Origin of the sequence: Ethanoligenens sp. (genome assembly GCF_047718355.1) — a bacterium.
GTDB lineage: Bacteria > Bacillota > Clostridia > Oscillospirales > Ethanoligenentaceae > Ethanoligenens.
Genome location: NZ_JBDNLG010000013.1, coordinates 32,391 through 45,391 on the forward strand (window position 1 = coordinate 32,391; position 13,001 = coordinate 45,391).

The window sequence follows — 13,001 nt, forward strand, 5'->3', positions numbered from 1 at the left end:
TGCTGTCAATCAAATCATGGGGAAATGAGCAAACGTTTATCCAAGCAAAATAAGCGGATGAACGAAATTTACACCAAACAGGCATACCCGTAGGCACTCTATACAAATCGTTATAATATAGTAAGATTTATTACGGAAACTATTGACAGAGTACGGGGTGGGTGATAAACTATTATCGGTCTTAAACAATCAAAAATGCAGCCAAAAACAATCAAATGACCGAAAGCGAACGGTTCTATATGTTTGAAGAAGAACGCCTGCAAAAAATAGCCGGATATGTGCAAAGCAACACGCGGGCATCCGTACACAGGCTGTGCGAATTATTCGGCGTGTCTGAATCGACTGTCCGGCGCGATTTGAACGAGCTTGAAAAAAGGCGATTGCTCAAAAGGACGCATGGCGGCGCTGTGTGTTTAGAATCTGTTGGGTTTGAACCGACGTACAGTGAAAAAGAGGATCAATACCGGGAAGAAAAACAGAGCATTGCGGAACGTGCTGCCGCAATGATTGAGGATGGGGAATCTCTCCTTATCGATGCCGGTACAACCACACTGTATCTTGTACCCCATCTTTCGAAATTTAAGCACCTGACGGTCGTCACCAATTCTATACTGCTGTTGCAGCAATTGGCGCCTTATTCGGGCATAACACTTATGTCTACCGGCGGTACGCTCCGCCCGAACACAATGGCGCTGGTCGGGCCTGTGGCGGAAAGTTTCTTGGGCCGCATTCGGGTTGATAAAGCATTTATAGCAACCAACGGAATTGAAAAGAACATGGGGCTTACCACCCCGAATATCTCCGAAGCATCTGTTAAGGAAAAGATGATGCAAGTCTCGGAGCAGGTATTCGTCCTCGCGGATCATACCAAAATTGGCCGCGTATCATTCGCACGATTCGGAATGCTTTCAGAGATTGACGGCTGCATAACCAGCGATTTAATCACCGACGAGCAGAAGATGGAATTTGTCAATCGTGGCGTCTGCCTGTATTTGGTGGAGAATTCAAAAAAATGTTCGCAGAAGAATGGACAACAGGACATAGGGGGTGTATGATATGGCTGGAAAAGTGATTGCGGTCACCGTGAACCCTTCCATAGACAAGACCATCGCGATTAAAGAACTAGAGCCGTATGGACTTAACAGGGTGGTGGAATCGCGGCAGGATCCGGGTGGGAAAGGCATCAATGTGGCACGTGTGCTGCATAGCTTTGATACCGACGTTACTGTCACGGGCTTTGTTGCGGGAAATTCAGGCCGCCAGCTGGTAGACTTTTTGAAGGATGCGCAGCTTCCGGCGGATTTTGTGGAGATTGAAGGCGAAACACGCACCAATCTCAAGGTTTTTGACCAGAAAGCGGGCAAGACCACTGAAATCAACGAGAGCGGCGCCGCAGTGTCACCGGAGAACCTGGAGAAATTCAAGGAAAAATTCCGCAATCTCTGCAAAAATTCTGAAGTTGCGGTCTTGAGCGGGAGTTTGCCGCCGGGTGTGCCCAAGAATTTTTACGCACAGTGCATCGACATGGCAAAAACGGAGCATGTCAAAACCATTCTGGATGCAGACGGCGAAGCGCTGGCAGAAGGCTTGAAAAGTATTCCGTATGCGGTCAAGCCCAACATCCATGAGTTGGAGGCATTGCTCGGGCGCATTCTGAAGACACCTAAAGATGTGCTGGCGGCGGCCAGAGAACTAATTGCCGCAGGTATCAGCATTGTGATTGTGTCGATGGGTCCGGACGGTGCCGTGGTGGCAGACGCACACGAAGCATTTAAAGTTGATTCCTGGGACATTCCGGTGAAGAGTGCCACCGGCGCAGGGGATTCCATGGTGGGTTCGCTTGCCTATTCTATCGTGCGTGGTGACTCGCTGTATGACATTGCGAAAATTACAACTGCGGCGGGCACAATCACGGCATCCAAACCTGGTACACAGATTTGCACCAAACCCGAAGTGCTTGACTCACTGCACTTCGTGACCGTTACGAAGATCGAGGATTGAGGAAGGACACCGTTGTCCACGGGGTCTTAACCGATTTTCGCATTGATTTTAGCCTTGCCTATGCACGGCTTAATATTTTATGAAATGTCGAACAATGGAAGGAATGTGTATACAATGTTGGAAAAGAAATTTACGATTGGCTGTAAACAAGGGTTTCACCTGCGTCCCGCGCAAGCATTGATGGAGGTCGCCACCGGGTTTTCCTCATCAATCATCGTCAAAAAAGATGGCTCCGATAACGAAGCCGATGCCAAGAGCATCCTTGGCTTGATGAGCCTTGGGTTGGATTACAACCAATCTGTTACGGTAGTGGTCGAGGGCGATGACGAAGCCGACGCATTGGCGGCGGTTGAGAAACTGTTCCTTTCCAATTTCGGCGAGTAAACGGTTTTTGCCTGTGCCGCGCTGCGCGGTAGTGGAGGAAAAGACATGGCACAAAAAACCTATACAGGCATTGGAGTTTCCGAGGGCGTTCGCATCGCGAAAGCTTATGTCTATTTGCATCCTGTAATTGATACTAGTAAAGATATCGCACCGTCAGAGACGGATTCGGAAATTGCTCGCTTTCAGGCAGGGGTCAAAACCGCAGCCGATGAAGTGGATAGCTTGATTGCCAAATCTGCCGAGGTGCTTGGCAAAGATAAACTTGGCGTTTTAAAAGGGCAGAAAGCGATTCTTGCTGACCCGGCCTATGTCCCGGAGATCGAGAAATTGATTCGCAATAAGAACGCGTCGGCTGAAAAGGCGGTCAAGCAGGTTACCGACCAGTTTGTAGCGATCTTTGCCGGTATGTCGAATGCGTATATGAAAGAACGTGCGGCGGATGTACGTGACGCGGGTGTGCGCCTGTTGGGTATTCTGGCGGGGGTGAAAAGCGGCAGTTTGTCCGAAATTGACGATCAAGTGATTTTGATTTCTGATGATCTTTCCCCATCCGACACCATTCAGCTGAATCAAAACTTTGTGTTGGCGTTTGCTACTGAAAAGGGCGGCAAAACAGCACACACCTCTATTTTTGCGAAATCCATGGGACTTCCGGCTGTCGTAGGTGTTCCGGAACTGTTGAGCGAAATCAAGGATGGCGATACGATCATTCTTGACGGTGCGCAAGGCATCTGTATTCTGAACCCTGACGAAGAAACAGTTAAGACCTATGAAGCAAAATATAAAAAAGAGCAAGAGCAACTTGCCATTTTTGAGACGTTCTCCAAAAAACAAGGTGTTCTTTCCGACGGCAAACGTATCATTGTGGCTGTCAACATCGGTTCTGCAAAGGATGCGGCGTTTGGCTTGACGCAGGGTGCAGAGGCTGTTGGCTTGATGCGTACGGAATTGATTTTCCTTTCGAGGGAATCCGCGCCGACAGAGGAAGAGCAGTTCGAGGAATACAAAAAGATTGCCGAATCTTTTAAAGCGTCTCAACCCGGCGACGTGATTATTCGCACGTTGGATATCGGCGGGGACAAGGAAGTAAAATATCTCGATATCCCCAAAGAGGAAAACCCGTTTTTGGGATACCGTGCTATTCGACTCTGCTTGGATCGGAAAGAATTGTTTCTTGCGCAGTTGCGTGCTCTTTTGCGCGCCAGTGCATTTGGCAAACTGAAAATCATGTTCCCCATGATTTCCAATTATGATGAACTGATGGACGCGAAAGCCGTGCTTGCGGAAGCAAAAGCGCAGCTTGACGCAGAACAGATCGCCTATGACACCGACATTAAAGTCGGGATCATGATTGAAATTCCGTCCGCCGCGTTGATGGCAGATGTATTGGCGCAGGAAGTGGATTTCTTCAGTATTGGCACGAACGATCTGGTACAGTACTCATTGGCGGTGGATCGTGGTAACCGAAAGATTTCTTATCTCTACGATTACTTCAATCCCGCTGTCATCAAATTGATTGGACAGGTTGCCAAGGCCGCAAAACCGCACAATGTTTTGGTTGGCATGTGCGGCGGCATGGCAGGTGACCCGTTGGCGGTGCCTTTGCTGGTAGGCTTGGGCCTGGATGAACTGAGTATGGCGGCCGGCGCAATTGCACAGACCAAATACATCCTCAGTAAGTTGGATCTTGCTGCCTGCCGTGCGTTGGCAGATAGTGTGGCAGATTGCAAATCGCCAAAAGATGTGCGTGCAATTGTCACCGCATTTGCTGAGAAGTATAAACTCTTATAATATTAGCTGCTTGTTTGTTCTGGCAGACGAGCCAGGCGGACGATATGGTTGACTTTTGATAGCGGGCATGTGTTTTTATACACATGCCCGCTATCTTTTGCAATGAACCATGCCAAGGTTGACTTATATTAGGAGAAATAAAAAACCGGCCTGCTGGCCGGAAAAATGAAAACATATGAAAAGAGAAAGAGGATGATGAATGAAAAGGCTGTATCTATAGAATACCCCACATTTGTGACATAAATGTGAACGTGATATGTCATCTGTCTATATTTGTCTTGTGCCGGTTTTAAAACTTGGAATTACGGTTAATAGGACAGTTGCAGTGCGTCCAGCATCTCCTTGTCGGTGGAGACAGATTGTCCGCCGATGGTCAGGTAATTGCCGATCAACATTCCGTTTAACCCGGCGACCAACCCAAACGGCTGCAACGATTTAAGGGCGTTTTCGCGCCCACCCGCATAACGGAGGTTCTTGTTCGGCAGTATAAAACGGATGATGGCAAAACTTTTTAAAACTTCCAGTGGCTCCAGTGGCTTTTGGTTTTCCATCCGTGTGCCGGTCACAGGGCTCAGAATGTTGATCGGAATGGCGTCCACGTTTAGTTCTTTTAGCAGATACGCATGTTCGATGCGTTGGGCCATTGATTCCCCCATACCGATAATCATGCCCGAACAAACCTCCATGCCAGCCTGTTTGGCAAACCGGATGGTCTGCACCCGTTCGTCATATCCATGTGTCGTCACTATGTTTGGATAAAAGCTGCGCGCAGTTTCCAAATTGTGATTGTAACGTTCCACGCCGCATGCCTTTAGAGCTTGTGCGGCGCGTTCTGTTAAAGTGCCCAGACAAGCACATAATGTCAATGAAGTTTTTTCCCGCATCCGTTTGAACGCGCGCAGGATGGTCTGAAAATCAGCTTCATCTCCGGTATAACCCAAACCGCTTGTGGCGATATCACAATGTTTTGCACCCGATTGTTCCCGTTTGACCGCCATTTCTACAATGGTTTCTTCGTTCAGCAGTGGGTGACAGCTGATACCGGTATGATGCCGTGCCGATTGCGCGCAAAATGCGCAGTCTTCAGAACATCTGCCGGATTTCGCATTGATGACAGAACATAGGTCTACCGTGTTTCCGGTGAACACCTCGCGGATTTTATTGGCAAACGCACAAAGCAGGAACAAATCGCTCCCTTGCACCTCGGATAAAGCAAGCGCATCCTTTTCGGTAATGGAGCCTCCGTTTAAGATCGTTTCCGCGCATTGTCGCACTTTCTGATACAAATTGAGTTCTCCTTAATGATTGCGGTTGAGCCGAAGAATGGGTAAAATCTTCACGCCAAGCAACGATACCAGCACACTTTTGGCGATGTCGCCCGGCAGAAAAACTACGAATCCAATAATCACTGTTTTAGAAAAGGGAAGCGGCGTGTGTGCCACATTATGTAAAATCAGATATAGATACGGCACGCCAATCGCGTAGATCACCAGCAGGCCGATTAGACAGGCCAGCAGGGCAATCGGAAACGAGAGCTTTTGCTGGCGTCGTGTAATGAGGCCAATGATGAATGCTGCAACGATAAAACCGATCAAATAGCCGAAAGTGGGTGTCAGGACATAACCCGGGCCGCCGCCGGTCGTGAAGATTGGCAGACCAACTAGTCCCAGAACAACGTAAACAATTTGTGACAGTGCGCCAAGGTACGGTCCAAGCAAAACCCCGGCAAGTGCAGTGAACATAACTTGTAGCGTGATGGGTACAGGCCCAATGGGGATTTTGATAAAGGCACCCACCGCAGTCAGCGCGGCAAACAGGGCGACCAGGATCAGGTTTTTGGTTTTTATAGCCATGGGAAGACCTCCGATAAAGATGAATTGTAAACTAAAATAAATTTTTAAGTTTACAATTAAGAACTATATCATCTTTCTGGAATCCTGTCAATATCCCATGGCGATGTGCTATACTATACACGATAAGATGGTGCAATATACATTCCGCGAAGCGGTGGGGTTGTTATGATAAAAGATGAAATACTACATATCCTCAAAGAAAATCAGGGCGCGTTTGTTTCCGGACAGGCAGTCAGTGAGCAACTGGACGTGACAAGAGCTGCCGTGTGGAAAGCCATCAAGCAGCTGCAGAAGGACGGGTATGGCATTGAATCGGTATCCAACCATGGCCATAAATTAACGGCATGCGCGGATATTCTGACCTATGAGGAAATAAAAGAACTGCTGGAAACACGTAGTTTGGGGCATAGAATCGTGCATTTTGATTCCATTGATTCCACTAACCGTGAGGCAAAAAGACTGGCGGAACAAGGGGAACCGGAAGGCACAATTGTTGTCGCGGAAATGCAGACGGGTGGCAAGGGGTGCGCAGGGCGCCAATGGGACTGTCAACCTTATCAAGGTATTTGGATGTCGATTATCCTGCGTCCTGCAATGGATATGCCTGCGGCACCGTGCTTCACACAGATGGCCTGCGCGGCTGTTGGGCAGGCGTTAGAGGCCTCAGCCGAGGGCATACAAGTGAAATGGCCGAATGACATTTTGCTGCATGGAAAAAAAATCGGTGGGGTTCTGACTGAAAGCAGCGGGGAAATTGATCGCGTTGACTATATTGTGCTTGGAATTGGGGTCAACGTCAATCAGACAGCAGCGGATTTTCTGCCTGCACTCACAGAGAAAGCAACCTCTTTGTGTTTGGAAACTGGGCAAAAACAATCGCGCAAACAGGTGTTTTGTGCGATTGTGAATGCATTGGAACACGCGTATCTGTCCGATGGAGGCGTAGACACGGTTCTTGCGTATTGCAAAAGCCATTCCGCAACGATAGGCCGTCTGGTGACGGTGCTGGACGCGGGCGCGGAGAGTCTTGGCACGGCAATTGATCTGGATGAACACGGAGGATTGGTTGTCCGCATGGAAAACGGTCGGATACGGCATATTACTTCCGGGGGCGGGCTTGCAGGATAATCATACGGCAGCACGCGGCTTACGCTGTCCAACAGAAGGGAAAGACATATGAATCAACAGATTAGCCCATGGGTACTCGTTTGTGTGATAGCCGCCGTAATTTTGGCAATCATACTGGTCAATTTCTTCAGTAACCTGTTTCGTCGGCGCAAACTACGGCGACTTCTTGCACAAAGTTATGGTCAGCCCCGCAGCATTGTGGATGATTCCGGCTCACTTGACTGCATTGCCGCCTATTGGAGGCATGAGCGAAAAAACGCGGTATTTGCGATAGACGATACCACATGGAGCGATCTGGATATGAACCGCCTGTTTTCCAAGCTGAACCATACCTGTTGCAGCGTGGGGGAAGAATACTTATACAGTGTGCTTCGCCTGCCCGATCTGCAAGGGGAGCGGCTGTGCCTATGGGAAGAAATTGTGCGGTATTTCGAGACGCATGAGAAAGAACGGGCGCAGACGCGGTTTTTTCTTGCACGACTGGGAAAGTCCACCGACAACGGTGTGGTTGATTTCTTTCATAATTTGCAGGAGCGTGTGCTGCCATATGCACCGCTTTATCCTGTCTTGTCGGTGCTGGCTGCCTGTGGGATTATTTCACTGATTGTTCTGCACGCTATAGGACTGCCTTTTTTTCTCGGAATAACCGTTCTCAATATGGTCGTTTATTACAAGCTGCACGCCGGTGTGGAAGCACAGCTGCGGTCGGTGGATTATATTCAGGCGATGGCGGGCTGCGGGCAGCATTTGGCAGCGACGAATATGGCAGGATTTCCGCCAGCAGCGGAAACGTGGAAGGCAGATATCAAACCGTTGGCACGCATGGGAAAGCTGACGCAGTTTTTGCTGCCAAGCGGTATGTCCGGCGAGGCCAATAGCATTTGGGAATACATTAGGATGTATTTTTTGCTGGATTTCGTGGCCTATGGGCGTTTGGTTACTCATATCCGTCGCCATCGGGAGGCATATCTTTCGGTTTACAGTGGAATCGGCAGGATGGACGCCGCCATTGCAATTGCCTCCTATCGCCAAAGTGTGCCTTACTTTACAACCCCGGTATTTTCCACGGAGCATGCCATCGTGATGGAACGGATGGTGCATCCCTTGTTAGAAAATCCAATAGCAAACAGCGTGACGCTTTCCAAAAGTGCGCTTATCACCGGTTCCAATGCTTCAGGGAAATCGACTTTTGTGAAAGCGCTGGCCATCAATGCCATTCTGGCACAAACGGTTCATACCTGCCTTGCGGGACGTCTGCAAATGCCGTACTCTTTTGTAGTGACCTCCATGGCAGTGCGGGATGACCTGGAAGCGGGGGAGAGCTATTACATCGCCGAGATTCGTTCGCTCAAGCGCGTGTTGGATGGATTGAAGACCGGTGTGCATACCTTGTGCCTGATTGATGAAATTTTAAAAGGCACCAATACGGTGGAACGCATCGCAGCTTCAGCATCCATCCTGCATGACCTGACCGCGCATGACTGTATGGCACTGGTTGCAACGCACGATATCGAGCTGACCGAGATGTTATCCCCGTTATATGATAATTTTCATTTTACAGAAGAGATTACCGACGAACGTATTCAATTCAGTTACAAAATCCACCAAGGGCGGGCTACCACAAAGAATGCCATCCGGCTGCTTCATTTTATGGGATATGATGAGGATACCATTCAAGAAGCTGAGAACTTGGCGAAACATTTTGAAAAAACACGGAGTTGGAGCAAACTTGTGCCTTGATGTATACAAAATGCCTATCTTAAAAAACATTTTTAAGATAGGCATTTTGTATGTTCGGAGAAAGCCGTCCGTTATTTTACTTTGCCTTGATTAGCAACGCTGTCCATTTTTGCTGCGACAGTGGCGGCATCTCCCAGATAGCGTTTGTCGGTCACTTGAAAAGCATCGCTAAATGAGTACACGAGCGGAATACCGGTGGGGATATTGACCCCCATGATTTCGTCTGCAGAAAGATCCTCAAAATATTTGACCAGAGCGCGAATAGAATTTCCATGTGCCACAATCAGCACACGTTGACCCGTCTGCATGTCTTTTTTGATGACATCTTCAAAATAGGGCACTGCTCGGGCAATGGTATCTTTGAGACTTTCTGCCAATGGCAGTTCTGTCTTGTTTTCTGCTCGGTACTGCTCTTGATTGCGTGGACTGCGCGCGTCGCTTTCTTCCAGTGCCGGCGGCTGCACATCAAAGGAGCGTCGCCAGATTTTTACTTGTTCTTCACCATATTTCTTAGCTGTTTCGGCTTTGTTTAAGCCCTGTAATGCGCCGTAATGCCGTTCGTTCAGCCGCCAGTTCTTTACTACCGGGAGCCACTCACGGTCGAGTGCCTCCAGTGTGAAGTTTAACGTGTGGATGGCGCGTTTTAAATAGGAAGTGTAGCAGATGTCAAAATCATAGCCGCCGTCTTTAAGCAATTTGCCCGCATTCTGCGCTTCCTTGACACCTGTTTCTGATAGTTCCACATCTGTCCAACCGGTGAAGAGATTGAGCTTGTTCCATTCGCTTTCACCGTGCCGAATGAGTACCAGTTTCATGATGACTGCCTCCAATCTATCTGCTGCCTGTAGAATCATGGCAAGTATTCTATGCCTATTATATAGATAACAAGAATCATTTTCAATAGATATTTGAAACTTTTAACAGCGAATTGGTTTTTGAGGTCAACGCAAAAATCAACCTCCGCCTTACAGCGGAGATTGATTCTGATTGTAAAAAAGGTGATGAGAGACGCCAATACAGGCAAACCATGCGTATTGTTTAAGCAAAATCAAAGCTAACCAGGCCGCCGCCTAATGCGGTTGTGCGAAGCCAAACAGCAAAATCAATATTTTTGCGTAGTCCCTCGTCCAATATGCCAGTAAATGCAGTCCGACCCGCGGATTCATACTCCAGAGATACAATGGTGACCCAATGCCAAGCGTCCAAAGCAGGTTCCTTTCCATTGTGGAGGTTTAGAAAGGCGACTGGCACATCTTTGCTGAGTGCACTTTCTATAAAAGACAGGACACTGGAAAGCGCCGGCCGTTTTGTACGACAGCGAGGAATATCCAAAACATCAGTTTGGAATCGGATGGATTTTGCGGCGGCGTAAGCATCCAATCCTTTGCACAATTTTTGTGTGGAGGAAATCCCCTGCGGTCCCGGCGTGACATACTGCCATACGTCTTCCATACATTGTAGGCAGAGTTTTTTGGTCTGCAATGTTGGCACCATGTTTTTACGTGTGGCATAAAGATATTGCAAGATGGTCGTGGAGGTGGTCGGCCCACATCCCGAGCGCCTTTGCCACTTTGTTCCATACCATTCCTGATTGCAGCCGTAATAGACGGTGCCAGTCGTGTCATCTTGTATTTTTAAAGCATCCAGATGCTTGATGGATTGTACTATCATAAGCGTTCCTCTATCCATGTACCGCATATGGCAAAACGAAGTTCGCATATAATAGTATCATAAATTGAAGAAGTTGTGTAGAAATAAATTGTTTTTGTCGGGAGCAAAGGCAAATTTATTGACGGTAATTGTAGGATTCCTCATTATGGACTTTAAGAGGGACTGCTGGACGAGGTTGTCAACTGACTATTTTCAGAAGATGTAGTACTTGCATGTTGTCTGCCCTGCGTGTCGATTGTGTAGTTCCCATGATAAATCAGCTGGGATATTGGCACCAGTTGATAGCCGTCTTTCTGCAAGCTGTCGAGGATACCGGGCAGTGCTTCAGGCGTGTGCAGCGCCGCATTATGGAATAGGATAATGGAGCCCGGACGAACCTTTGTCAATACACGTTGTTGGATTGCGCTTGCCGGTATTCCTTTCCAATCTAAACTATCAACATTAGATATAGAAATAATGTGGCAGATAAAGTGCATAGGTATGCGGGTTTTATCAATATTTCCAGTCGACGGTTACCTCCGCATTGGTCAGCAAAATCTTGTTGATAAGGGACTGACAGAGCTGCTTTTTTGACTCGAAATCCAGCTCTGAAAATGGACGGTCTGGAAGCTGCACGGGTATAGTCGGCCGACTGGCACCGATAGTGGAAAGCAAGTCACGCTTTTTCTGATCAAGCACTGACAGCCGCTCGTTGATATACTGCATGGCCACACCATTTGCGTTTGCAAGAGCATCCAGCAGGTTTCCGATTTGCTCTTCGATTTTTGCAAGCTCTATTTTTTCAGCATTGTGCGCATCGCCCCGACGGTCTTCGGCGACAGGGGAGTCCTTCATCTTGTCAATCTGCTCCTGCACGCGCGGAATCAGTGCCGCCTCTACATATGGCACTTGAGCGTGCTCGTGCTTGGCGGTGCACAAGTGGAGGTTTGTTTTTCCAGAGCAAACGAAGTAGAGGTGCCCGCGGCCATTGACCACGCGCATCGAGTACCCGCAGTATCCGCACTTTATAAGCCCGGAAAGCCACGAATATTTGCCGCTGCCGGTGCGCTTGATCTGCTTGTTTTCAGCCATCTGATGCTGGCAGGCCAAAAATATCTGCGCGTCGATGATGCCCTCGTGATGTGCGATCGCCACAAGCTGCTCGTTCATACTGGTGTACTTTGCGGCGCTCCGGTCGCGTTTGCCAAACAGCCACAGAGCGTGTTTGCCGGTGTATTCTCCCACATCGTTGTACATGATCGCCCCGCGCTGCTTGTAATAAAAATAGACATCCGCATCGGCGCGCACATAGGACGGGTTGTGCAGGATGCGCGCGATAGATACATTGTCCCATGTCTTGCGACCAATGCCGGGTACGCCGATTTCCGTAAGCCATGCCGCGATTTTTCCGAGACTTTGCCTACCGTTGGAATATCGACGGAAAATCTCTTTGACAGTATCGCTATCCTTGTTGGGTACCAACATGGATGCCGCCTTACCGCCGATTGTTGTGCGCTCGATGTCAAAGCCGTAGGGCGCCGGGCCGCCGAGGTATGCCCCGCGCTGGGCGCGCTGGTAGTAGTTATCTTTGATGCGCTCTGCTATCGTCTCGCGTTCCAACTGCGCAAACACCATGATGATGTAAACCATGGCTCGGCCGACCGGGGTGGATGTGTCGAATTTTTCATTGACCGACACAAATTCCGTGCCATGCTCCCGGAGCGTATCCCACACCGAACCAAAATCCGTGATTGAGCGGCTGATGCGGTCGAGCCGGTACACCACGATCTTGCTGATTTCTCCGCGTTCTACCGCCTGCATCAGCTTCTGGAACGCCGGGCGGTCGGTGTTTTTCCCGGAGTATCCTTTGTCTTGATAGACGGTATATTCCCCATCGCATTCCCGCTTGCAGAGGTCGATCTGCCCCTCGATGCTTACGGAATCCTTTTTATCGACGGACTGACGCGCGTAAATCGCAATCATATGGAATCTCCTTTTGCAGTCGACTGCATCACGCCTGTGGGTGGGCGGGATCTTGCAAGCCAAGTTGCTCGACTAGCGCATTCTGGAGTACTTGAGATACATTTACAAAGGCTTTCTGAGTTGTGTCGGCACACGAAAGGCAACCAGCAAGGTCTGGAAACGAGATGCTGATGCCGTCATTGGCATAATGAAATATAGCAGGAAAGCTATACCGATCTTTTAATTTCATAAAGCACCTCACGATTGTCCCACGGCCAATATAGCCAGGGGGCAATTTACGCAAATCTGAGACGGCCTTTTGGTTCCGGGATAGGACGTCCTTAACGATTGTTTGCGTATTTTTAGAGCACCCAGAACGGTTGGCTCATCTGCCACGCAGCCCGATTTGAGCATTAAATTTCGCCCCCAGACTCATATCGTAGCACGTATAATAATACGGGTCAATATAAAATAGAGGGGAATATATTAATT

General features: G+C 48.8%; 13 protein-coding genes. 6 read left to right on the top strand and 7 right to left on the bottom strand.

Annotated features, from left to right (window positions below; genetic code table 11):
* Positions 1-215 precede the first annotated feature (215 nt).
* The 4 genes from ABF463_RS03585 to ptsP all read left to right on the top strand — a co-directional run bounded on the left by ABF463_RS03585 (position 216) and on the right by ptsP (position 4,176).
* The gene (locus ABF463_RS03585; protein WP_415532180.1) at positions 216-1,055 is read left to right on the top strand and encodes a DeoR/GlpR family DNA-binding transcription regulator; all 840 of its coding nucleotides are present in this window, start codon (positions 216-218) and stop codon (positions 1,053-1,055) included.
* Position 1,056: 1 nt separating this feature from the next.
* Entirely contained in the window at positions 1,057-2,001 is a 945-nt protein-coding gene (gene pfkB, locus ABF463_RS03590) for a 1-phosphofructokinase (protein WP_415532181.1), read from the top strand.
* 114 nt (positions 2,002-2,115) lie between these two features.
* On the top strand, positions 2,116-2,385 hold the full coding sequence (locus ABF463_RS03595) for an HPr family phosphocarrier protein (RefSeq protein WP_415532182.1): 270 nt from the start codon (positions 2,116-2,118) through the stop codon (positions 2,383-2,385).
* Between the two features lie 45 nt (positions 2,386-2,430).
* Positions 2,431-4,176: a phosphoenolpyruvate--protein phosphotransferase gene (gene ptsP, locus ABF463_RS03600; protein ID WP_415532183.1), complete on the top strand. Its 1,746-nt coding sequence runs from the start codon at positions 2,431-2,433 to the stop codon at positions 4,174-4,176.
* A 308-nt stretch (positions 4,177-4,484) separates the two neighbouring features.
* Here the strand turns inward: ptsP and bioB are convergent, their stop codons facing one another.
* Together bioB and ABF463_RS03610 are read right to left on the bottom strand one after the other, a co-directional pair.
* The gene (gene bioB, locus ABF463_RS03605; protein ID WP_415532184.1) at positions 4,485-5,462 is read right to left on the bottom strand and encodes a biotin synthase BioB; all 978 of its coding nucleotides are present in this window, start codon (positions 5,460-5,462) and stop codon (positions 4,485-4,487) included.
* Positions 5,463-5,474: 12 nt separating this feature from the next.
* On the bottom strand, positions 5,475-6,029 hold the full coding sequence (locus ABF463_RS03610) for a biotin transporter BioY (RefSeq protein WP_415532185.1): 555 nt from the start codon (positions 6,027-6,029) through the stop codon (positions 5,475-5,477).
* A 165-nt stretch (positions 6,030-6,194) separates the two neighbouring features.
* Here ABF463_RS03610 and ABF463_RS03615 point away from each other — a divergent pair, with 165 nt between their 5' ends.
* Together ABF463_RS03615 and ABF463_RS03620 are read left to right on the top strand one after the other, a co-directional pair.
* Positions 6,195-7,157: a biotin--[acetyl-CoA-carboxylase] ligase gene (locus tag ABF463_RS03615; protein ID WP_415532186.1), complete on the top strand. Its 963-nt coding sequence runs from the start codon at positions 6,195-6,197 to the stop codon at positions 7,155-7,157.
* A gap of 48 nt (positions 7,158-7,205) precedes the next feature.
* Positions 7,206-8,897, top strand: a complete 1,692-nt coding sequence (locus tag ABF463_RS03620) for a MutS-related protein (RefSeq protein WP_415532187.1) — start codon at positions 7,206-7,208, stop codon at positions 8,895-8,897.
* Positions 8,898-8,968: 71 nt separating this feature from the next.
* Here the strand turns inward: ABF463_RS03620 and gpmA are convergent, their stop codons facing one another.
* From gpmA to ABF463_RS03645, 5 genes are all read right to left on the bottom strand, one after another.
* Entirely contained in the window at positions 8,969-9,712 is a 744-nt protein-coding gene (gene gpmA, locus ABF463_RS03625; RefSeq protein ID WP_415532188.1) for a 2,3-diphosphoglycerate-dependent phosphoglycerate mutase, read from the bottom strand.
* A 223-nt stretch (positions 9,713-9,935) separates the two neighbouring features.
* On the bottom strand, positions 9,936-10,568 hold the full coding sequence (locus ABF463_RS03630; protein WP_415532189.1) for a hypothetical protein: 633 nt from the start codon (positions 10,566-10,568) through the stop codon (positions 9,936-9,938).
* Between the two features lie 152 nt (positions 10,569-10,720).
* Positions 10,721-10,954 carry a hypothetical protein gene (locus ABF463_RS03635; RefSeq protein WP_415532190.1) on the bottom strand — a complete coding sequence of 78 codons (234 nt, stop codon included), beginning with the start codon at positions 10,952-10,954 and terminating at the stop codon, positions 10,721-10,723.
* Positions 10,955-11,060: 106 nt separating this feature from the next.
* The gene (locus ABF463_RS03640; protein WP_415532191.1) at positions 11,061-12,530 is read right to left on the bottom strand and encodes a recombinase family protein; all 1,470 of its coding nucleotides are present in this window, start codon (positions 12,528-12,530) and stop codon (positions 11,061-11,063) included.
* A gap of 28 nt (positions 12,531-12,558) precedes the next feature.
* Positions 12,559-12,759 (bottom strand): type II toxin-antitoxin system HicB family antitoxin, encoded by a 201-nt coding sequence (locus tag ABF463_RS03645; protein ID WP_415532192.1) that lies wholly within the window; start codon positions 12,757-12,759, stop codon positions 12,559-12,561.
* Positions 12,760-13,001 lie beyond the last annotated feature (242 nt).